Origin of the sequence: Panacagrimonas sp. (assembly GCF_965216805.1) — a bacterium.
In the GTDB taxonomy this organism is placed as follows: domain Bacteria; phylum Pseudomonadota; class Gammaproteobacteria; order Nevskiales; family Nevskiaceae; genus Panacagrimonas.
The window spans coordinates 239,036-260,585 of the sequence record NZ_CBDCGN010000003.1 but is presented as its reverse complement, the minus strand read 5'-3'; the positions used below and the strand labels follow the sequence as shown (position 1 = coordinate 260,585).

Annotated in this window: 15 protein-coding genes; 7 read left to right on the top strand and 8 right to left on the bottom strand. The window is 63.5% G+C overall.

Features of this window, described 5'->3' with window-relative positions; translation table 11 throughout:
* Positions 1-6: 6 nt before the first annotated feature.
* Together ACOOHP_RS14425 and ACOOHP_RS14420 are read left to right on the top strand one after the other, a co-directional pair.
* Positions 7-1,221, top strand: coding sequence for an AAA family ATPase (locus tag ACOOHP_RS14425; RefSeq protein WP_420467180.1), 1,215 nt, complete (start codon positions 7-9; stop codon positions 1,219-1,221).
* Positions 1,154-3,253 carry a TnsD family Tn7-like transposition protein gene (locus ACOOHP_RS14420; protein ID WP_420467179.1) on the top strand — a complete coding sequence of 700 codons (2,100 nt, stop codon included), beginning with the start codon at positions 1,154-1,156 and terminating at the stop codon, positions 3,251-3,253. Before ACOOHP_RS14425 ends, ACOOHP_RS14420 begins: the two co-directional genes overlap by 68 nt.
* A 188-nt stretch (positions 3,254-3,441) precedes the next feature.
* Here the strand turns inward: ACOOHP_RS14420 and ACOOHP_RS14415 are convergent, their stop codons facing one another.
* The 4 genes from ACOOHP_RS14415 to ACOOHP_RS14400 form a co-directional block, all read right to left on the bottom strand.
* Positions 3,442-6,216 carry a LuxR C-terminal-related transcriptional regulator gene (locus ACOOHP_RS14415; protein WP_420467178.1) on the bottom strand — a complete coding sequence of 925 codons (2,775 nt, stop codon included), beginning with the start codon at positions 6,214-6,216 and terminating at the stop codon, positions 3,442-3,444.
* A gap of 24 nt (positions 6,217-6,240) precedes the next feature.
* Positions 6,241-7,173: a catechol 2,3-dioxygenase gene (locus ACOOHP_RS14410; protein WP_420467177.1), complete on the bottom strand. Its 933-nt coding sequence runs from the start codon at positions 7,171-7,173 to the stop codon at positions 6,241-6,243.
* An 89-nt stretch (positions 7,174-7,262) separates the two neighbouring features.
* Positions 7,263-8,513 (bottom strand): acyl-CoA dehydrogenase family protein, encoded by a 1,251-nt coding sequence (locus ACOOHP_RS14405; RefSeq protein WP_420467176.1) that lies wholly within the window; start codon positions 8,511-8,513, stop codon positions 7,263-7,265.
* A 25-nt stretch (positions 8,514-8,538) separates the two neighbouring features.
* Positions 8,539-9,600, bottom strand: coding sequence for a Rieske 2Fe-2S domain-containing protein (locus ACOOHP_RS14400; RefSeq protein WP_420467175.1), 1,062 nt, complete (start codon positions 9,598-9,600; stop codon positions 8,539-8,541).
* Positions 9,601-10,014: 414 nt separating this feature from the next.
* Between ACOOHP_RS14400 and ACOOHP_RS14395 the strand changes: the two genes are divergently transcribed.
* The 4 genes from ACOOHP_RS14395 to ACOOHP_RS14380 all read left to right on the top strand — a co-directional run bounded on the left by ACOOHP_RS14395 (position 10,015) and on the right by ACOOHP_RS14380 (position 15,500).
* Entirely contained in the window at positions 10,015-12,009 is a 1,995-nt protein-coding gene (locus ACOOHP_RS14395) for an LTA synthase family protein (protein WP_420467174.1), read from the top strand.
* A gap of 46 nt (positions 12,010-12,055) precedes the next feature.
* Positions 12,056-12,739, top strand: a complete 684-nt coding sequence (locus tag ACOOHP_RS14390; protein ID WP_420468719.1) for a winged helix-turn-helix domain-containing protein — start codon at positions 12,056-12,058, stop codon at positions 12,737-12,739.
* A complete protein-coding gene (locus tag ACOOHP_RS14385) occupies positions 12,736-14,124 on the top strand; it encodes an ATP-binding protein (RefSeq protein WP_420467173.1) in 1,389 nt (462 codons plus the stop codon). The genes ACOOHP_RS14390 and ACOOHP_RS14385 overlap by 4 nt, the downstream gene beginning before the upstream one ends.
* Before the next feature lie 92 nt (positions 14,125-14,216).
* On the top strand, positions 14,217-15,500 hold the full coding sequence (locus ACOOHP_RS14380) for a POTRA domain-containing protein (protein ID WP_420467172.1): 1,284 nt from the start codon (positions 14,217-14,219) through the stop codon (positions 15,498-15,500).
* A gap of 412 nt (positions 15,501-15,912) precedes the next feature.
* On the opposite strand, the gene ACOOHP_RS14375 is transcribed toward ACOOHP_RS14380, so the two are convergent.
* On the bottom strand, positions 15,913-16,245 hold the full coding sequence (locus tag ACOOHP_RS14375; protein ID WP_420467171.1) for a DMT family transporter: 333 nt from the start codon (positions 16,243-16,245) through the stop codon (positions 15,913-15,915).
* Positions 16,246-16,644: 399 nt separating this feature from the next.
* Between ACOOHP_RS14375 and ACOOHP_RS14370 the strand changes: the two genes are divergently transcribed.
* Entirely contained in the window at positions 16,645-17,463 is an 819-nt protein-coding gene (locus ACOOHP_RS14370; protein ID WP_420467170.1) for a formylglycine-generating enzyme family protein, read from the top strand.
* Positions 17,464-17,509: 46 nt separating this feature from the next.
* Here ACOOHP_RS14370 and ACOOHP_RS14365 read toward each other — a convergent pair whose 3' ends face one another.
* From ACOOHP_RS14365 to ACOOHP_RS14355, 3 genes are all read right to left on the bottom strand, one after another.
* Positions 17,510-18,823: an IS4 family transposase gene (locus tag ACOOHP_RS14365; protein WP_420467169.1), complete on the bottom strand. Its 1,314-nt coding sequence runs from the start codon at positions 18,821-18,823 to the stop codon at positions 17,510-17,512.
* A gap of 263 nt (positions 18,824-19,086) precedes the next feature.
* Positions 19,087-20,970: an MFS transporter gene (locus ACOOHP_RS14360; protein WP_420467168.1), complete on the bottom strand. Its 1,884-nt coding sequence runs from the start codon at positions 20,968-20,970 to the stop codon at positions 19,087-19,089.
* Between the two features lie 73 nt (positions 20,971-21,043).
* Entirely contained in the window at positions 21,044-21,511 is a 468-nt protein-coding gene (locus ACOOHP_RS14355; protein WP_420467167.1) for a DUF4124 domain-containing protein, read from the bottom strand.
* Positions 21,512-21,550: the final 39 nt, after the last annotated feature.

The window sequence follows — 21,550 nt, the reverse complement described above, 5'->3', positions numbered from 1 at the left end:
ACCACTATGCGGAAATCATCGCTCGCAACCAGCAATCCTCTCATCACGCACTTGGGAGATTTTCCGCGAGGTGACGCGCTGACAAAGATCCTCTTTCGTCGCGCGGAGTACGGCATCAATGAGAGGACGCATTCAAAAGAGGATCGCATCGGCTACTTGAGCCGGCTCAGCAGCACGTTCTACCCGAGGCCGGAATACTTACGCTACTCGATGCTCTTCGATCGCCTTGTGCGCGCTGGGTATGAGCCGCGTCGCAACCTCATCGAAGGCAACGGGCCTTCGTTGTGTGAGCGCTCACCAGGCATCGTCTACAACACCGCAAAGACGTTGCCGATTGATGGGTCCTGCTTGTTACTCGCTGGAGCGACCGGTTCGGGGAAGACCTACATAACTAAACTCATCTGCGCCCAGTATCCGGAGTACATCGATCACGGACAGATCACTAAAGGGCGCATTCAGCTGGTCCAGATTCCGGTCCTCTATGTTCGATGTCCTAGTAATGGGTCCCTCATCAGCCTTGGAAGAGCATTCTTTCTGGCGCTTGATGAGCGCCTTCAGCTGCACGGCTTCTATTCAAAGCGGGCAGAGAAAACAAGCGCGTCGACAGAAGACCTGAGCCAGGCCATGTCGCAGGCTTGTAAGACGCACGCCATAGGCGCCTTGGTGTTCGATGAGTTCCAGGATTTGATGGATGCATCGCATAAATCAAGCAGGGGCATCATCAATTTTCTGTTGTCTCTGCGCGACACAATCAAGGTGCCGATCGTCTATGTCGGAACATTTCCGATGCTCTCCTTATTTGGGAATGACGGCCGCAGTGCTAGGCGTTCTGCCGCCGGAGGAGCTGTCTTGATCGCCCGGTTTCCGTCACATGACGACGAGATCTGGATGGCCATGTGCGACGCTTACTGGGCTGCTCAGTGGACTAAGAAGCCGAGCAAGCTCACGCCGCAGCTGCGCAAGCTCATTTATTCGTTGTCACAAGGCATCCCAGACTATTTCCATCAGGTATTCGTCCGAGCACAGGAGTTGGCGATCGAGTCGGGCCATGAACGCCTTGATGAGGACACCCTGCAGGATGCGTTCGATTATCGGTGCCAGGCACTACACACAACGGTAGCCGCACTAGCAAAGGGCACGCGTAGTGAGATCCATGCGTTCCGGGATCTCAGCCACCCTTGGGTTGAGCCTGTTCCGAGGCGAGCTCGTGGGACAAAATAATCACACAACAATAGTCCGCTGGTGTCACTCTGAGCCACGCGAAGAACCCGACAGGCTGTTGTTCTTCCCGCCACTGCGAAACGGCGAGCTTTTATATTCAGGGATTGGTCGGTTCCACCATTTGCTTGGAAGGCTGCACAGCGCGCACACCCTACGGGTGGCTATAGGCCGGATTAATGCAAAAGTTCGCACCGCGGGCGTGCCGTCGTACATAGCGGCGCTATCAAAGCGGTTGCCGGTCCACCATCCACAGAGGGATAGAGCCCTTCTTTTAGATCAGCATACGCTCGTTCCGATGCTGAGCTACTTCCTCGACGAGAAGTCGCGGAACGCAGTTAGGGACAGATTCATGAGCGACCAGCCATCGGCCGGATCATTGGCGATGCTGGGGCACACCAAGCATCGGCACATGGACTTTCACCGCTCTCTAGCACTGTGCCGGAAGTGCGTAGTGAAAGATGCAGAGCTTGGCATCCCTCATTGGCATGTTGAACATCAGGCGCCAGGAACGTTCTACTGCGTCGAACATGGAGAGCTACTTGTTGTTGGCTGCGAGCGGTGCGGACTGTCTGTTCCCTCGAATACAGTTCCCACATTACCTTCGCTTACCTGCATCCAAGAACGGCACCGGCCCATCTTTGCGTCTCCGCCAGCAAATGTTCCTGAAGAAGAGCTTGTGCTTCTGGCTCAAGAGTCCCGCGCGATTGCGCAACGGCCTTTGGGTCAAGGAAATCGGAGCTGGGTAGAAACCGAGAAAGCGTTGCTGTTGCGCGACGGATTCGTTCGGTTGTCCGTGCTAGATCGGGGGAAAATATACGATCACTTGAGATCGCGATTCAGCGAAGGACTTCTGCGTTGGATTGGATGCATCGACGAGCGCCGGAGCAGCAAGTACGCCTGGATAGGCATGCTATTCAATTGGCGAACGCGCAGTCCTGCCCTGGACTGCCTTGTCTTCACGGTTGCGTTTCATGGCTCAGTCGAAAGGTATGAGAAGGCGGCAGCCGAGGTTGAGCTGACTGACTCCGTGATGTTTGAGGATGACGTGTGGAACGCTAAATGGAAGATTGATCAGGAAAAGCATTTCCACGAGGCATCCGGCCTCTTGCGGGCTGCGCGATCGCTAAGCGTGCCGCTGAAAGACATCTTGGACGGTCACGTAAGCGGGCGTCGCACCGACCAGCGAAAGCGGGAACTGCGTAGTCGAGCACTTGCCTTCATCGCGGATGGCGCGGAGGCAGGCGTGCCAATTCGGTCGATCGCGAGAAGGCTAATGGTCCCGCGGGACATTATTTATCGGTGCCTGACTGAATGCGACGCAAAGTTGTCCCGCGATGCCAAGGGGAAGGAGTTCGCGCGGGTACGCGAACGATGCCGAACGATGGTGAGCAAATTTCTGGCGCGAAACCCGAACTCGACCCGTTCAGCCGTGCTGAGCGCCTTGAAGCAGCGTGCGAAATGGTTGATGCAATTCGATAAGGTCTGGTACGACAAGGCCCTGCCGAGCAAGATTCCAACCGGCCGTGCAAAACGGGAAGGGACAGATGATCAAGATGCGGCATTCGCCTTGAGGTTGAAGGATGCTGCGGCTGCACTCCGTAAGCGTGCGTCGATGCCCTGCATCACAGCAGCATCGCTTGCGGCCGAGGCAGGTGCGACCAGCTTTGAACGCAGCAAGCTCCTTGAGATGCCTCGATCAGCGGAAGTAGTGGCCGCCGAATCGGAGACTTTTGAGGTCTGGTGGAAACGAAGGCTTTGCGCGTACGTTGCCATCGCAGGAGCCGATGACGAGGTGATCACATCCAATCGGATTAAGCAGGAACATCATCTGCCGCTAAATCCGCCTGAATGGATGCATGCCTTCATCAGGGAAGAAGCGCTGCGGCAGGGGTACGCCTGGGTGGCGAAGAGGAGTCCATGGCACCATCCGAATCGATCATTCTCACGGGGCCCGCGTCCCAGCAATCCTGAGGACGGGCGGGGGCGTTGGAAGCGCAGAGTGAAGACTGCTCGACGGGGCCGCAGTAGGTGATTGGGCCCTGGCGGCCACCGGAAGTGCACTAGATGTGGCCGCCCCAAATTGCACCACCGAGACAGTCCGATAGGCCGGTCCTGCGGCAGAGCGGACACTCGGGTGGAAAAATCTTTGCCCGGTCCCAGCCCGAAGCGGAAGTTGGTCGCTCGGGGCATCCGCCTCCGAAGCGGACGCTCAGGCCTCCGCTATCGAATCAGCCCACGCTGCTGTGCCACACGGACTGCTGCCGCGCGCCGGTGCACGCCGAGCTTGGAAAAGATCCGCCGCCAATACCACTTGACCGTGGTCTCGGCCACGCCGAGTTGCTGGGCGACCTCGCGCGCGACCAGGTGGTTGGCGCTGAGCTGCAACACCTCGATCTCCTTTGGTGACAGGGTCGCGGGCTCCTCGGGCTCCGTGGTCCGGGGCACTGACAGGGGCGATGCGGAACCGGTGTCGAGATCGAAGTCGCTGAAAATCTGGGCCAAGTAGTCGGTTGAGCACAGCTCAGGACCCGGTCGGGTCTCGCGGATATCGCGCAATACGCTCGCGATCTCGCTGCCGCCATCGAGAAAGCTGCGCCGGAAACCTCCGTGCGCGCCCAGCCGCAGGGCTTCAATCAGGCTGCGCCGTGCAGCCAGCGTCTCTCCCGCGCGATGCTGCAGTCTAGTGAGCAACACCAGCAGGGTGATCGCGTGCTGGCTGCAGCCCCGCTCGCGGACGACTCCCAGCCAGGCCCGGAGCAGATTCATCGCGCTTGACGTGTCGCCTCGCGCGCCGGCGAGCTCCGCTGCAGCGAGCGCGTAGTACAGCTTCGTAGAGTTCGGCTGACGTCCAGGCGCCGTGTGCGCGAACCCCTCGCGGTAGCGGTCATCGTTCGCCAGCCGTTCTGCCTCTTGCGGACGACCGTCGGCAAGGTGAAGACGAATGCGCTCATACGCGATCCGCGGGTGCAGCCGGGTCAGCGAATGCCGCGCTGCGACGAGCGCGGTCTCGTCCAGCGCCCGATGAGCCGAAGAGAAGTCGCCGCGAGCCGCGGCCATGCGCGCCGCCGCGGCCGCGCGCGCCATCACCGAATCGGCGAGACCAAATCCTGCCGGGACATCGCGAAAGCGATCGATGAGCTGGCTGGCTGCGTCGATCTCGTTCCGCTCGTAGAGCAGCCACCCGAGCGCGCAACCCGGCATCGCCGCGAAGTTCGATCCTTCACCGTGCAGGCGAACCGCGGTCGCATGACCCTGGCGCAGGGCCTGCTCGGCGAGCGTCAGATTACCGCGCAGGAACAGGGTCTGGCCCACGACGGCGTCGAGGAAGACCGTGCCGTAGATCGCCCGCGCCTCGATGTACTGGCTGCGCAAGGATTCCCACTCGGACGGTGTCAACTCGGCGTTCAAAGCCTCGCGTCGCGCCATCATCATCGCAGTGGCCACCGACAGTCCCATGAACCCGTTGCGGACGCCGTGCTCGGCGATCCACGCCCGGCCGGAGCGAAGCACGGCGTCGAGCTGATCCGTGAACGTCTCCATCATCACATCGCGATGCGCCAGCTTCGTGCGCAAGGCCGCGACTTCGGCATCCGGCAACGTGGATGCCGTATCGGTCCGCCCGAGCTGACCCCGGATGTCGTCGAGCGAAGCGCGGGCCTCGTCGAAGCGCCAGCGGATGATGTTCTCCCAGACCACTTCCAGCTGCAGCCGCGGCAGGCGCCTGAGCAGCTCCGGTGGCAGGCGGCTGGCGAAGGCGCTCAGGGTCGCAGTCTGGGCGCTGGCGAAGAGTCCGCCGCTGACCGCGTCGATCAATTCTCCCGCGCGCTCCATGTTCCCCATTGCGAACGCGTGCTCGATCGCCTCGATCGCATGGCCATTGGCCGCGAGCCAGTCGCAGGCCCGCGCATGGATTTGCACAACGAGATCGGGCTGCGTGTCGGCGAGTCGCTGGCGCAGCAGCTCGCCGAACAAGTGGTGGTAGCGGTACCAATTGCGGTCGCGGTCCAGCGAGAACACGAACAGGTTGTGCGTTTCGAGATGATCAATCATCTCTCGCGCGTCGCGCCGTTCGAGCAAGGCATTGGCCAGACCCGTGTTGAACCGGGTCAGCAGGGACGTGACGAGCAGGAACTCCTGCGCCGCGGGCGATTGAGTCTTGAGGACTTCGTCGACCAGGAAGCTGGCGATGCTGCGATCGGCGCCGGAGAAACTCGCGAGGAAGGCGTCGAGGTCTCCGGCCTTGCGCATGGCGATCAGCGCCATCTGCAGGCTCGCCGGCCAGCCCTCGGTCTTGCGCAGCAGCTCACCGACCTGCGCAGGGTTGAGCGTGACGCCGCCGGTGGCGAGCACGAAGGCCTCGGTTTCCGGCAGCGAGAACGCGAGCCGCTCGACGTCGATCTCGTGCATCGCGCCGAGGGCACGCAGGCGCGCCACCGGCAGATCTGGCGCTTCGCGCGTGGCGATTACGAAGTGCACGTGATCGAGCGGCGCCAGTAGCAGCGTGCCGACCAGGTCGAGCACACCGGCATCGCGGATCAGGTGAAAGTCGTCGAGGAACACGAAGACCTCGTCCCGGACCAGGGCGAGCTCGTTGAGCAGCTCCGTCCTGAGCGTGCTGGCGGGCGGTGTCGAGCCGGGACCCTGCTGCGCGCCGGCACGTGAGCCGAGCAGCGCCTCGGGCCGCGTGCTCAGGTTGAGGCCGGTGCGCGCGATCGCATCGACCAAGTGGGCCAGGAAGCGGACGATGTCGTTGTCGTCCGCATCGAGGCTCAGCCAGGCGACGTGCTCATGCCGGGCCTTCAGGCGCTCGTGCAGCTGGATCAGGGTGCTGGTCTTGCCGTAGCCCGCCGGCGCCGAGATCAGCAGCAGGCGGCGGTCGATGTGATCGTCCGCCTCGCGGGCGAGCGCCTCCCGGTCCAGCAACTGCAGCCGCTGCTTGGGCGGCACCAGCTTGGTGGCATTGGTGGTCCATGACGGTTGTTGCTGCCACACCACCCTGATGCCCTCCGGTTCGCGATTTCAGGTCAGCACGTCGAGGAAGCTCTGCCGGGGGGTATTGTCCTGCGAAAACGTGGCCGCTCCCAGCTCGGTCGTATCCCAGACCAGGGTCGGCGTGTCCGGGTAGTGGACGTATCCCTCGGCGAAGACCTCGTTGCGGTTGCCCGACGGGTCGAAGAAGTAGATCGTCGCGCCGCGCGTGACCCCGTGGCGGTTCGGGCCGACATCAATGGGCACGCGGTACTTGCCAAGACGGTCCGCGGCCTTGATCACGTCGTGCGCCGATTCGAGCAGGAACGAGGCATGGTGGAACTTGTTCTGCTCGGGCTGCAGCACGAAGGCGATGTCGTGCGGCTTGGTCGAGCAGGACAGGAACACCGCCAGCGAGATCCGGGCCTCGTGGTGGATGAGCTTCTCGGACAGATCGAACTCGAAGACCTCGGTGAACAGGCGCACGTTGTCGTCCAGGTTCACCCCACCGAGCAGGATGTGGTCGAGCCGGTTGATGCGCGCGCCGCGGATCACGCCGTCGTCCGGCATCACGCCGGGGTTGCGCGTTCCCAGAGTGTTGCCGACCTGGTCCATCTGCGCGTACAGGTGCATCGTATGGCCGGTGGGCAGCTCGAACGTCAGCCGGCGCCCGGTCTTCGGGTACACGCCGGCCTCGATGTGCCGCACCTCCAGACCGAAGGCGCGGATCCTCGGTTCGAGCGCGGTGAGCGTCGCGTCGTCGTAGACCTTGAACGCGACGTAGTCCATGCCGGGGCGGTCGGCGGGACGCAGCACGATGCTGTGATGGTCGTGCTCGTCCCAGGCCTTGTAGTAGACCTTGCCGTCCGCGCCTTCCATGACCTCGTGCAGCCCTAGGATCTCGCCGTAGTGCCGGCGCGACTTCGCCACGTCCATCACGCGGATGCAGACTTCGCCGATCCGTAGCAAGCCTCTCAATGCCATGCGGTACTCCTCGTGTGGAGAGATCGCATGGAAAGCAGCCACGCAACCGGGAACAGCTTGCAAGCCGTCAGTGCGGCGGCCTGCGCTTCCTAACCCGTCAGCTCCTTGCCGAAGATCCCGCGCGCGATGACCCACTTCTGGATCTCGTTGGCGCCCTCGTAGATCTCCGCGATCTTGCAGTCGCGGTAGACCTCTTCGACGCGATAGTGCGAGCCGTCGTGCGCGAGCTCCTTGGTGAATCCGTAGCCGCCGAAGATCTGCACGCCGTCGCGCGCGAACTCCCCGGCGAGGTTGGTGGCGTACCACTTGGCCATCGCCGCCTCGGGTTCGGGGAAGTTGATGCCCGAGTCCATGCGCACCGCCGCCTTGAGGTACAGGTTGCGCGCGTTCTCGATCTCGGTGGCGCGCTCGGCCATGCGGAACTGCCAGTGCTGGAACTGCGCCATCGCCTTGCCGAAGGCGCGGCGCGTCTTGAGGCGCTCGGTACAGTGGTCGAACACCGCCTGCGACATGCCCACGCCGGTGGCCGCGATGCCGATGCGCCCGTAGGTCAGCACCTGCAGCGCAATCTTGAGACCTTCGCCGCGCTTGCCGATGACGTTCTCCAGCGGCATGCGCACCTTGTCGAAGGTGATGTCGGCGGTAAGCTGTCCGTGATTGCCCATCTTCTTGTCGGGCTTGCCGACCTTGACGCCCGGCGCGTCGAGATCGACCACGACCTCGGTCATGCGCTTGCCGTCCTTGCACAGCAGCACCACGAAGCTGGCGACCGGCGAGTTGGTGATCCAGCGCTTGTGGCCGTTGATCTCGATGTGGTCGTCGTGGAAGGTCGCTTCCGTGACGAGCGCTTCCACCGACAGATCGGTCGAGGCGTTCGGCTCGCTCGTCGCGAAGCTGCCGATCTTGCTGCCGTCGAGCAGCGGCGCAAGGTACTTGGCCTGCAGCTCGGGCGACGCCCACTCCAGCGCGTGGCCGGCGAGGATGCAGTGCACGTCGTACACGGCCGCGACACTGTTGCTGTAGTAGCTCAGCTCCTCGATCACCACCGCAGTCGCGGTGGCCGGATGCTTCAGGCCGCGACCGCCAATGCTGGCTGCGTACGGGATCCGGAAGAGGCCCGCGTCCGCCATCTGCTGGAACAGCTCGTGCGGGAAGTTCTCCTTGGCCTCTTCGGTGTGCCCGATCTTCCAGGCCACCGGAGCGAGCTTCTCGTCGCAGAACCTGCGCACTTCCTCGCGGATGGCCAGCACCTCGGCCGGGGTCATCAGGTCGTGGTACATCAGCGGTTGCTGGCGCGGCGGCTGCACGGCGCTGGCGGGCTGGGTGCCGGAATCAGGCATGTCTTGCTCCTCTGGGTTCTGAGTTTCAGGCGGCGACGGCGGTGGGCCGCTCGGCTTCCTGCTCTTCGCGGATCAACTGATCGATCACGCGCAGCATGCGGGCGGGGCCGCCGTCCGCGGCGCCGATGCCCATCTGCTTGAAGTGCGGGTCTTCCTTGACGCGCTGCTGCTGGGCTTCGAGCATCCGCTTGTCCTCGTTAAAGGCCGCGTCGAGGCCTTCCTTCAGCAGGTCGGCGAGACCGGGCTGCTCGGTCTTCTTGCTGACGCCCCAGGAGTAGTAGTAGTCCACCGACTCCGCGTCACGCGGCGTGACGGCCTGGCAGCTCCAGGAGTCGAGCACGAGATGGCCGTCGGATTCGCCCTCCGTCGCCGTGCCCGCCGTGAACACGCGGAAGTGCAGCATCCAGTTGCAGGGGTAGGTCTGAGTGACGTCGAAGTTGGCGTCGCACAGGAAGCCGGGCGGGAACAGGTGCTGCACGAACTTCGGCACCGGCACGCTGCGCACCCACCAATCGGTCTTGATGCCGCGCGGGATCACCTTGTGCGTCGGCTTGGCCAGCGCCTGCGCCAGACCCATGGCGATCGTCGCGTCGTGCGTGAACGAGCTGTGCGAGAGGTCCGCGAGGTTCGCGTTCTCGAGCAGGTAGCTCGCGTTGACCTGGATGTAGCTGGGTCGCGTCGTGAAGTCCGGATCGCTGGGGCCGACACCCCGGCTGATCAGCGCGGGATCGGCCTTGGCGGGATCGCCCATCCAGACCCAGATCCAGTTGTCCATCTCGACCACCGGGAAGGTGCGCACGCAGATGTGCTCGGGCACCTTCTCGACATTCGGAATCTCGGAACACTTGCCGTCCGATTCGAACTTGAGGCCGTGGTACATACAGCGAAGGGCGTCGCCCTCTTTGCGGCCCAATGAGAGCGCCGCCTGCCGGTGCGGGCATTGGTCTTCCATCGCGACCACGGCGCCGCCGGACTTGCGATACAGCACCACACGCTTTCCTGCGATCTTGCGGGCAACGATGGCGTCCTTGCCTTGGCTGACCTGATAGTCCCAGCCAGCGCAATACCACGCGTTCTTCAGAAACATGGCTTCCTCCTCTCGGGCTGCCTGGTGTGTGGCAGCAGGTTGCTCTTGGCCCGTGCCTTGGAAGGACGGACCTTGAACTTAGTAGGGAGGCGGGTGCGGGTTCTCCCTCCCAAAAGGAGGGAGGCAGGAAGAGGAGAATGCGGAGCTGAGCCCGCCGGCGAATCGGTTTCTAGCGGCCAGTCACGACCGGCCGCTCCTGTCACTAGGCACAGGGTAACGATCAGCCCAGAGCCGACAGCGAGCTTCCTAGAATGCTCTGGAAATAGCTGCCGTTGAAGCTCGTGTTTCCTGAAATCGCCGGGCAGTGATGCTCATGGTGTCGATCGCAAGTGTGGCGCTCTGAGTGCGCAATCATTACAGAACTTTCACCTAGCCCTTAGGCTTGTGAAACCCTGCCGCAACGACCATTGCGGCATGACATATATCTCTGCTGTTGCGGCACCGTCGATTGCGGCGCCTGCCGCCTCCTTCCGTCTTGCCTCATCTGCCAGCCCTCTTGCGCTGCTGATGCGCCTTGCGCTGGCTGGCATGCTGGTGTGGACGATTGCACGCTGTGTGCTGATAGCCCTGTATGCCGACAGACTCCAGACTGTAGACGGTTTTCGGCACGCGCTTTTTTCCGGCGTGCGCGTCGACCTGATCACTTTAGGCTGGGGACTTGCACCAGCGATCCTGCTGCTACCGATCACGGTGTTTGAACGCGGGCAACGCCTCTGGCATCTCTCGGCAAGAGTCTGGTTCACAGGCTTTCTCGCTCTGGCGCTGATGCTGGAGATCGCGTCGCCGGCATTCCTCGATGAGTACCAGGTGCGACCCAATCGCCTCGCACTCGACTACCTGGGACGACCACAGGAAGTGTTGCCGATGCTCTGGGGTGCGTTTCGGCTATCGCTGATTGCTGGCGTCGCTGCGCTCGGTGGCGGACTATGGTGTGGGTGGCAGCTGTTCGACAGCGCAGGTGGCGAGCCGCGCAAGACCCGCCGCCAGCTCTGGCTCTGGCCTGTGCTGGTTGTGCTGTGCGTACTGATGATCCGCTCCAGCCTTCAGCATCGCCCCGCCAACCCCTCGACGTTTGCGCACTGGGATGACAGCACGGCCAACCAGATCGTGCTCAACGGCACCTACACCCTCGGCTACGCGCTTTACGCGACGCGCCATGAAGCCGATGTCGGTGCGCTGTACGGCCGCATGAGCGACGACGAACTGCTGACGTTAACGCGCGCACAACCCTCGTTCGCGAACTCGCCAGCGGAGCGTCCCACCCTGCACAGACTCGTAGCCGTTGCGTCGCGGGACAAGCCGCTGAACCTGATCATCGTCGTCCAGGAAAGTATGGGGGCCGGATTCTCGAAGAAGCTTGGCGGCGATGCGGATGACACGCCACAACTGGATCGCTGGAGCCGGCGCGGTTGGTGGTTCGAGAACCTCTACGCCACCGGCACGCGCTCGGCGCGTGGACTGGAGGCCATCGTTGCCGGGTTTCCGCCATCGCCGGCACGAAGCGTGCTCAAGCGTCAGAAGTCGCAGGGAAACTTCGCGACGATCGCCAGCGTGCTGGGCAGTCACGGCTACACCAGCGAGTTCATCTACGGCGGTGAGTCGCACTTCGACAACATGGGTGGCTTCTTCCTGAGCAACGGCTTCAATCGCGTGATTGATCAAGACGATTACGATGATCCGATATTCGCCGGCAGTTGGGGGGTATCGGACGAAGACCTGTTCGCCAAGGCTCAGGAACGTGCAACGACACTGCACAAGCAGGGCACCCCGTTCTTCAGCTTGGTCTTCACATCGTCCAACCACACGCCGTTCGAGTACCCGGATGGACGCATTGTCGCGGATGGCGATCCGAGAACTGCTCGAAACGCTGTGCGCTATGCGGACTATGCAGTGGGTGCATTTCTGGATAAGGCCGCGCAATCGGCCTACTTCCGGGACACGCTGATCCTGGTGGTTGCCGACCACGATGTGCGCATCTACGGGGAGGACATCGTCCCGTTGTCCCGATTCCGGATTCCGGGCTTGCTCGTGGGGGCGGATGTAGCGCCTGCGACGATCACGAGCATCGCCAGCCAGGTCGACCTTGCGCCAACACTCCTGTCCCTGATGGGCATCTCCGCCGAGGTGCCATTTGTCGGCCGCGATCTCAAACGCAGTCTGCCGGAGTTCGGCGGTTCCGACTCGCCGCGTGCGTGGATGCAGTTCAACGATGTCTTCGCACGTTACGAAGGCGACGTTCTGAGCGTGCTGCTGCCTGGGGGCGAGACGCGCCGCTACCGGGTTGCGCCCATCACCCGGACGCTCTCGCCCATGCCGGCGCCCGAAGCGGCGGCGCGTCGCCGATTGCTCGCCGATGTCCAGCTTCCGGCCTGGCTATACGACAACCGCGCCTACACGCTCAATCGTTGAGCGGTGGCGGCCCCGGATCGCCGGAACATTGGACTACCATGCACGTATGCGCATCCTGCTGATCGAAGACGACGCCGAACAGGCCCAGTACGTGCTCAAGGGGCTGCGCGAGCACGGCCACGCGCCGGACCATGCGGCGACGGGCCGCGACGGTCTGTTCATGGCGGTCTCCGAGCACTACGATCTGCTGATCGTGGACCGCATGCTGCCGCAGATGGATGGCTTGGCGGTGATCACGACCTTGCGGGCCTCCGGTAAGCGCACGCCGGCGATCATCCTCAGCGCCCTGGGTCAGATCGACGATCGGGTTCAGGGCCTGCGGGCCGGCGGCGACGACTACATCGTCAAGCCATTCGCCTTCTCAGAGTTACTCGCTCGCATTGAAGCCGTGGCCCGGCGCACGACTGCCGGCATGGAGAGCAGCGTTCTGCGAATCGCCGATCTCGAATTGGATCGGATGGCGCATAGCGCGCGACGCGGCGGAAGGCCGCTCGACCTCAAACCGCAGGAATACCGCCTATTGGAGTACCTGCTGCGCCACGCCGGGCAGGTCGTCACCCGAACGATGCTGTTCGAGGGCGTCTGGGACTATCACTTCGATCCGCAGACCAATGTGATCGACGTTCACATTTCGCGTCTGCGCTCGAAGGTTGATCCGCCCGGCGCAAGCCCGCTGATCCACACGGTTCGTGGCGCCGGCTACTGTCTGCGCGAGAGCGAGATCGCTTGAACAGACTGCTGCCCGGCAGGTTGGCGACGCGGCTAAGCCTGCTTAATGCACTGGTCTTCGGGATGTGCGCGATCGGCGTCATCGTCCTGGTCGTGACCCTTGCCGACCGGTCGATGAGCGACGACCTCACGGAAGATCTCGCCGCCGAGATCGATGTCATGCAGAAGGATTTCGAGTTCGATGGACTCGAAGGTGTTCGCGGCCTGATCGCGCTGCGCGAAGGATTCGACAGCGAACGTCAGGCGCGCGCATACCGGCTTGAATCCTCGGACGGGACGGTCCTTGCCGGTCAATGGCCCTACTGGCCGGACGCACTCAAGCTGGACAACGGGGAATTGACACTTCCGTACGCTGAGCGAGGCGAGGATGCTGTTTGGCTGATGCGTGCAGTGACGCTGTCGGACGGCAGTCGCCTGCTCATTGGGCTCGACAACTTTGAGCAGGTTCGCCTGCGCGCGATCCTTCAGCGTGCCGCCGCATGGGGACTTGCTCTGGCGCTCGTGCTTGCGATGACTGGCGGTGTGTTGGTCAATCGAGCCGCATTGAGACAGGTCGCCATCATCAATCGGAGCGCGCGCAGGATCATCGAAGGCGATCTCAGCCACCGCATCCCGACTGCCGGTGACTCGCGGGACGAGTTCGGCGAACTCAGTCGCACCCTGAATCAAATGCTCGATCGGATCAACGAACTGATCACGGCGATTCGGAGCGCCACCGACGCCATCGCCCATGACCTTCGTTCGCCGCTCACGCGACTGCGCGCGGCATTGGAGGACGCGGTGAATGCGCCGCCGCCGCCCGCCGACTTGCCAGATTTTCTTCACGCCAACCTGAGACATTTGGATCAGGTTCTCTACAGCTTTGGCGCATTGCTCCAGCTCGCAACGGTCGAATCGGGCGTGCTGAAGGGACGCTTTGGTCCCGTGGCGCTGAACAAGGTCATCGAGGACGCGGCCTCCTATTTCGAAGCCGCCGCCGCTGATCGCGATCTACGGATCGATGTACAGATGACACAGGAAGCAGTATCCGTTTCGGGAGACCGCCATCTGCTATTTCAAAGCGTCAGCAATCTGCTGGACAACGCGATGAAATTCAGCCCGCAGGGCGGCACGATCACTATCTCGATGCGCCAACAGCCGGGACAGGTGATGATCGAAGTCGAGGACGAAGGTCCCGGTATCGCTGCAGGCGACCGCGAGCGCGTGTTCGAACGCCTCTTTCGCGGCGATTTTTCGCGCAACACGCCTGGCTTCGGGGTCGGCCTCAGTCTGGTTCGTGCCACCGCACGTCTGCATGGTGGTGACTGTGTCGTTGCGCAGGGGGCTCGCGGCGCGCGACTGATTCTCACGCTGCCGACGCTCGCTGACGGCTCGCATCGCACCTGATCGGGCCGTGCGTCCCCACGCGGCGCACAACATTAAAAAAACATAACCTCAGCGCAAGCTGCAGTTGATGCGCCCGCCGTGAAACTGGCGCCATGCTCAAATCACCTCGCCAGCGCATCTCGGCCGCGACCCTTCTCGCGCTCACCTTGCAGGGTCTGCCCGTTTCGATCGCCTGGGCAGAGGACATCGACGCCCCGCTCATTGTCGACATCGTATTCGAAGGGAACGAGAAGACGCGCGATATGGTGTTGCGCCGGGAGGTCGCGCTTCAACTGGGCGATTCCTTTGATCCGGAGCGGGCGGAGGCGGCCCGTCAGCAAATCCAGAACCTCGGCCTCTTCAGGTCGGTTGCCCTGCATACCGAGCCGCAGGACGGAGGGGTGCGCTTGGTTTATGTGGTGGACGAGAAGTGGTTCTGGCAGGTCTACCCCAGACTCTCGGCCAACTCGGATGGCCAGAACAGCGTTGGCGTCGAAGGGCGTGTGAGCAATATCTGGGGCTTGAACCACACGCTGAGGTTGTTGGCGCGTTCGCGCGACACCAGGGAGCAGGAGCGGGGCCGCGACCTGAGCGTTCGAGGCGTCTATCAAGCACCGAACGTGTTTGGCGACGGCGATGGCCTGCGCATCGCTGCCGCTCACAACGTCATTCCGTACGAAGCTCCTGCGCCCTATGACGAGACCGTCGATGAGATCGAGGTCCTCGCATATCGCACCTATGGCTTGCCGAATCGGCCAAGCCAGGGCTGGACAGTAGGGTTCGGCCCCATCTGGCGTCAGCAGCAGGTTTCAGATGAAGCGATTACCCGCAGCTTCGGCGCGAGCTTAGGTGCGGTAGCCGAGATGGCATACAAGGACGGGCGTGATCTGATCTACAGCAATGACGGCACTCATTTCTCAGCCCGCTGGGAAGTGGCGGACCAGGCCGTGCTCTCGGACTACAGCTACTCCGTTCTGCGCATCGACTGGGGCCAAGCACGGATGATCGGTACGCGCTCCCATCAGCAACTGTCATACGGATTCGGCCTGGGCGTCGGCAACCACGCGCTCGATCACCGTGCGCTGTTTTCTTTGGGGGGCTCGGAAGGACTGAAGGGTTACGAGCGCAAGGCCTTCGAGGGCAACTCCTACTATCTCGGGTACCTGGAGTTCATGCGCCCGCTGATATGGAACAGTCTGCGCGGAACAATCGGGGTGGAGATCGGCAACGCCGCCTGGGAAACGGGAGAACTCTTCGACACCCCGAGTGCGAACCTGAACGTGGGTCTGCGCCTACGGCCGCGACGCCTTGTGAACTTCGAACTTGAGCTGGGCTTCGCGATCCCGATCAACGGCGACGATCCGCGGTTCTATGGCGGAAAGGTCGATCGACCGTAGCGGAGGCTTTCAAGAAGAAGCCCGGTAGTGCTGCCCAAAGCTGACACAGACGAGCGGCCGCACCTGGCACTGCCAGGCATTGGTGCTCCCTGCTTCCATGTCCGTTTTACGCGAAGTCAGGTCACCGAGCTACTGCTGGCGCAGTTTGATCCGGCCACGAGTGGCGCACTTCGAGGTGGCCAACAGGGTGATTGGACAGTTGGAGCAGGACTGTAAATTTCCGATCGAATGTCACCAAGGCAGAAATTCACAGACCTAATTGAAAGCAGCGATCGTCGCAAGTGCTTGATTTTGCGAGTTCTGAATTTACTCACCTAATTGGCGTTCACCATCGTTCTTCGCCAACCCGGCAATGCGAGCGGTATCCGCGCAATAACACCGTGGCCGGTTGTCCGCGGATGGGTCCTTGCGCCTACAAGGCGGTGGTCGGCGTAGCCAGCTTGAGCCCGACCATGCCAGCCACAATCAATCCCAGGCTCAGGATTTTCAGCGCGGACGCGGACTCGCCGAACAGCAGCATGCCCATGGTGGCGGTGCCCACCGCGCCCAGTCCGGTCCACATCGCATAGGCGACCCCCACCGGCAGATGGCGCATGGCCAGCGCCAGCAGGCCCAGGCTGATCAGCATGGCAACGGCCGCGGCGGTAGCGGCCGGCCACCAGGTAAAACCGCGGCTGAGTTTGAGGGAAATGGCGAAGGCCACCTCGAACAGGCCGGCCAGGCCTAACAGCATCCAGTGCGACATGACGACCCCTCGAAAAAGTGCAGCGGGGTCGTCCCCGGGTAGCGGGTCAAGCTTGCGCGTCGGGTCGTCCCGGGCGCGGCATTTTACCTGACACCGAGAGAACCCCAGCCTTTCGCGCATGGTCAACCCCTCGGACCGTTATCATCCAAAGTCTTGTCGAGGGGGTTGCACATGTTGTGTGGATGGCGCCGCCAGCGCAGCGCTTCGTTGCTTTTTGCCGGCTTGCTGCTGGCAGGGTCGGCGTGGGCCCAAGGGGGCGGGCGGGATGCCGCGTCCTCGCCCTCCGCGGCCAAGCTGTCGGCCGCCGACGCCAAGATTCGCGCGCGCTGCGAGCGGTCCCCGCGCCCGCCCCGCAACGAAGTCTTCGAGGTGTTTCGCGACTGTGCCGACAGCCCCGAAATGTTGCGCCTGCCTGCCGGCCGGTTCCTGATGGGCGAGATCGGCGCGGTGGGTCTGACCTACGAGCTGCCTGTGCACGAAGTGGCGGTGCCGTCTTTCTCCATAGGGCGCTACGAGGTCACCTTCCTGGAATGGGACGAGTGCCACGCCGACGGCTACTGTCAGCAGCGGCCGGACGACAACGGCTGGGGACGCGGCTTCAGGCCGGTCATCAACGTCAGCTGGGTCGATGCCAAGCAGTTCGTCGCCTGGCTGAGCGTCAAGACCGGTCAGCGTTATCGCCTGCCGTCGGAAGCCGAGTGGGAATACGCGGCCCGCGCCGGCTCGCAGAGCACGTACTACTGGGGCGATGCGGCGGCCACCGTATGCGACCACGCCAATGCCCTGGACATTGCCGGGCGCATGCAGCGGCCCAACTGGTTCTGGAGCAATTACTGCCTGGACGGCTATGCCCACACCGCGCCGGTCGGCAGCTTTCCGCCGAACGAGTGGGGCCTGCACGACATGCAGGGCAATGTCTGGGAATGGGTGGAGGATTGCTGGCACAGCGACTACACCGGCGCCCCTGCCGACGGCTCGGCCTGGGTGCGCGGCGGCGATTGCAGCAAGCGGGTGAATCGCGGAGGCGGCTGGGGCAACCACGTGCGCACCTTGCGCTCGGCCAAGCGCGACGCCGACATGGCCGAAGGCTACGGCGATGCCTTCGGATTTCGGGTGGTGCGCGAGCACCCGCGGCAGGAACCCGCCGCGCCGCCGCCGCCCGCCGCCGGCGAAAGTCGCCCGTCGGGTACGCGGCCGCCGTCCAGCACCTCGCCCTGAAACAAGGCGGGTCAGCCCGCGTAGCCCGGGTGCAACCCCAATGGCACTACCTTAAGCGTTGTTGTTGTGCGAGGCGGATGTTCTGGCGAGCCAAAGGGCGAGGGAGAGTCAGGCGGATTGGGTTTTTGGGGCGTCGTTTGACGGCTCGAGGCTCGACGCGGCCGGGGCGTATGGGAATGTTGGCGGCGCTGATGGCGTTGAGCATCTGCTCGAAGGCTGAGTTGAAGCAACGACAGGGGTCATGACGCAAGGCCTCCTGGAAGCGCGCCACGGCGCGTCGTGCAGCGGCGAAGCTATAGGCGCGAGGGCTGCTGGATTGATTCTGGAGGGCGCGCACCATCAGGGCGCGGATCATGTTGTAGGCGAGCAGGTGTGCGGCGATTTCCTTGTGGATCATGGCCGGGCTTTGGCAGCGCAGGATGTCCATCTGCAAGGTGCTCTTGATGGCCCGGAAGTCCAGTTCGATGTGCCAGCGCTGCTGGTAAAGCGAATCCAGCTGTTCGGGTGAGCCCGTTCGCAGGTTGGTCAGCAAGCGCCGGTCGCCCTGCTGGACTTCGCGCAGGCGCAAAGCCGGGCGTGCGGTCCGATACGTTGCCGGGTCCATCCAGCGCGGCCGGGCGGGTTTGACCCAGTCGACGAGGTGATCCTGTGGCGGGCCGCACACCGGCTGGCGCGGATGTCGACGCCCCAGGTCGCGGATCAGAAAATCGATACCCCGGTCCTGCACTGCCTGGATCAGGAAATAGCTGGCATAGGCACGATCGGCGATGACCAGATCGCCGGGCTCGAAGGCCTCCAGCAGGCGCTGGAATTGCCGACACTCAGCCGTGGCCTGGCCTTCGCACGGACTCACGGTATAGGCCAGCACGCAGCCGCTGCTCAGACTGACCACGCCCACGATCCGCGCCAGCGGAAATCCCAGGCCCGGCTGCTGGCTGCGGTTCTGGGGAAACGCGGCCTGATTGGCGGGCGTGTCCGGCATCGAGACCACGGTCCCATCCACCAGCTTGATGGGGCGTCTCCACCCATTCCAGGATGCGGCCAAGGGCTGGGCATCGTGCGCAATGTCGAGCAGCAGATGCTCGATCACCGCCAGCGGCAGACGCTCGCGCGCCTTGCAGTAAGGTCCGGTATTCAAGCTGCACGGCGACAGGCCCAAGGCCACGCGCTGGCTCAGCGCCCGGCCCACCGCATCCTGGCAGGCAGGGTCATGGCTGATCACCTGTTCGACGAACAAGCCCAGCGTCACCCGCCGCGTGAAGATCCGTTCCCGCAACTTGGCCCGGTCGGCATGGAGAATCGCATCCAGCCGCGAAGCCGACACCAACCGCCCCAGCTTGTCATCGACGCTGCGCGCCAATGCCCGTCGATGACGTCCGATCGCTAGTTTCAGGTGTTTTTTTGGTAGCCTGCCATTGGGCTGATCCTCCGTTATGACGCTGGCTTGGTAACCGAATCATAACGACACAGGCTCTCAGCCCCTCGCTTCACGACCCCCCAACCCAGCCCGACCACGCAACGCCCTTAAGGTAGTGCCATTGGGGTGCAACCCGGGGATTGCCTTCGCCGGTACCTGGAACCCCGGGTTTCACCCGGGCGTGCCGGCAAACGCGTTTTCCAGGTTCAGGCCTGATCGCCGCGCAGCCCGCGCACGGTCTGTTCCAACTGTTCGGCCTTGAGGCTCGCGCCGTCCATCGCCGGGGCGACCAGAATTTCGATCTGCGCCCGGAAGCGTCGCGGCAGTCGCGAACGGGGCAGGCGCGCGGCGCGGCGCGACCACATGCTGCGCCACAGGCCGCGCAGCGCGACCGGAATCACCGGCACCGGATTCTGCGCCAGGATTCTTTCGATGCCGGGGCGGAATACCTGGATGTCGCCGTCCGGCGTCAGTCCGCCCTCGGGAAAGATGCCCAGCAGTTCGCCGTTTTTCAGCGCCCGATCGATCTCGGCATAAGCCTGCTCCAGCAGCGCGGCGTCCTCTTTTGCCGGGGCGATGGGAATGGCGCGCGCGGTGCGGAAAATGAAATTCAGCACCGGGATGCGAAATATCCTGTGATACATCACGAAGCGGATCGGCCGGCGCACGGTGCCGCCGAGGATCAGTGCATCGACGAAGCTGACGTGATTGGGCGCCACGATGGCGGCACCCTGGTCGGGGATGTGCTCCAGCCCCTGCGTGCGGATGCGGTACAACAGGCTGACCAGCATCCACACCAGGAAGCGCATCAGGAATTCGGGCAGCAGCGAGTAGATGAAGATCGCCACCGCCGCGTTCATCAGCGCCACCGTCAGCAGCAGCTCCGGAATGCTCAGCCCGGCCTGCAGCAACAGCACGGCAACCACCGCCGACACCACCATGAACAGCGCGTTGAGAATGTTGTTGCCGGCGATGATGCGCGAGCGATGCGCCGGATCGGAGCGGGTCTGGATGACCGCGTACAAGGGGACGATGTAGAAGCCGCCGAACAGTCCGATCAACACCAGATCCCACAGCACCCGATGATTGGCCGGCTCGGACAGGAAGGCCGCGGCGCCGAGTCCGGTGACCGTTGCCGCCTGCGAGGCGGCGAAGTAAAGATCGACGCCGAACACCGTCAGTCCGATCGAACCCAGCGGCACCAGCCCCATCTCGACCTTGTGCCCGGACAGGCGCTCGCACAGCAGGGACCCGATGCCGATGCCCAACGAGAACACGGTGAGCAGCAGCGTCACCACTTCTTCGTTGCCGCCCAGGTAAATCTTGGTGTAGTTGGGCAACTGCGACAGGAACGTGGCGCCGTACAACCAGAACCAGGAAATGCCGAGCACCGACAGAAACACCGTGCGGTTGGTGCGCATGAACTGGAAGTTGCGCCAGGTTTCGGTCACCGGATTCCAGTCGATCCGCAGCTCCGGCGCGGCGGCCGGTGCGCCGGGAATGCGCCGCGACACCAGGTAGCCCGCCACCGCCACCGCCAGCACGGTGACGCCGACCCCGGTCACCCCGTAACTGCGCGCGATCAGCCAGCCGCCGAGCATGGTGCCAAGCAGGATGGCGAGGAAGGTGGCGGCTTCGACCAGCGCGTTACCGCCGATCAACTCCTCTTCGCGCAGCGCCTGCGGCAGGATCGAGTACTTCACCGGCCCGAACAGCGCCGACTGGGCGCCCATCAGGAACAGCACGCCCATCAGGAAGGGGATACTGCCCAGATAAAGGCCGACGAAACCCAGGCCCATGATGCCGATCTCGGCCAGCTTGATGAGGCGGATCAGGCGCGATTTTTCGTACTTCTCCGCGATCTGGCCGGCGGTGGCGGAAAACAGGAAGAACGGCAGGATGAACAGGCCCGCGGCCAGATTCACATAGGTGTTGATCTGCGCGGTCGACAGGCCGGCGATGCCGAACGTCACCAGGATGATCAGCGCGTTCTTGAAGATGTTGTCGTTGAACGCGCCCAGGGTCTGGGTGGCAAAGAAAGGGCCGAAGCGCCGCTGCGAGATCAGGCCGAACTGGCTGGGCTTGCTCATCGCAGGGACCGGTCCGTCGCTGCGTGCCGCGGCGGGTGCATCGTCGGCCGGCACTGCTGCGCCACGCCAATGCTCACGGGCTGGGTGCCTGATCGCGCGCCTGGCGCTGTGCCTCGGCCTTGCGGTCGGCGAACACCCGGCGCGCCGCCTGGTCGCCGCAGTAGTAGTCGGCCTCCCCGCGGATTTCGGCCAGCATCAGACGTGACTGCGTGTCGGACAGGCGATAGACGTTGCCGCTGGGGTCGCGGCCGTAAATTTCCGGCGCCGCCCCGTACGACTTCAGGCGTTCTCGCGCATGCGCGCAGCGCTGCTGCACTTCGGCCACCAGTTCGCCGGGAATGACGCCGGCCCAGTCGGGCCGCGCCGGTACCTCGCGCTTGGCCATGTACTCGCGGGTCAGGCGCTGGCCGCGACTGTTGATGTCGTCGTAATGCACGCGGCCGTTCTCATCCACCCAGCGATACACGCTGCGGGCCTGCGCCACCGATCCGGCCAGCACCAGCACGCCGGCCAGCAGAGCAATCCACGGACGACCGCTCATCAGGCGTTGTCCTGTCCAACCGTATTTTCGGGACACGGC

Coding starts and splice junctions, on each gene's coding strand:
- ACOOHP_RS14380 (WP_420467172.1), top strand. CDS start 14,217: ATGCTCAAATCACCTCGCCAGCGCATCTCGGCCGCGACCCTTCTCGCG.
- ACOOHP_RS14355 (WP_420467167.1), bottom strand. CDS start 21,511: ATGAGCGGTCGTCCGTGGATTGCTCTGCTGGCCGGCGTGCTGGTGCTG.
- ACOOHP_RS14370 (WP_420467170.1), top strand. CDS start 16,645: ATGTTGCGCCTGCCTGCCGGCCGGTTCCTGATGGGCGAGATCGGCGCG.
- ACOOHP_RS14390 (WP_420468719.1), top strand. CDS start 12,056: ATGCGCATCCTGCTGATCGAAGACGACGCCGAACAGGCCCAGTACGTG.
- ACOOHP_RS14420 (WP_420467179.1), top strand. CDS start 1,154: ATGCGTTCCGGGATCTCAGCCACCCTTGGGTTGAGCCTGTTCCGAGGC.
- ACOOHP_RS14410 (WP_420467177.1), bottom strand. CDS start 7,173: ATGGCATTGAGAGGCTTGCTACGGATCGGCGAAGTCTGCATCCGCGTG.
- ACOOHP_RS14425 (WP_420467180.1), top strand. CDS start 7: ATGCGGAAATCATCGCTCGCAACCAGCAATCCTCTCATCACGCACTTG.
- ACOOHP_RS14360 (WP_420467168.1), bottom strand. CDS start 20,970: ATGAGCAAGCCCAGCCAGTTCGGCCTGATCTCGCAGCGGCGCTTCGGC.
- ACOOHP_RS14375 (WP_420467171.1), bottom strand. CDS start 16,245: ATGTCGCACTGGATGCTGTTAGGCCTGGCCGGCCTGTTCGAGGTGGCC.
- ACOOHP_RS14405 (WP_420467176.1), bottom strand. CDS start 8,513: ATGCCTGATTCCGGCACCCAGCCCGCCAGCGCCGTGCAGCCGCCGCGC.
- ACOOHP_RS14400 (WP_420467175.1), bottom strand. CDS start 9,600: ATGTTTCTGAAGAACGCGTGGTATTGCGCTGGCTGGGACTATCAGGTC.
- ACOOHP_RS14395 (WP_420467174.1), top strand. CDS start 10,015: ATGACATATATCTCTGCTGTTGCGGCACCGTCGATTGCGGCGCCTGCC.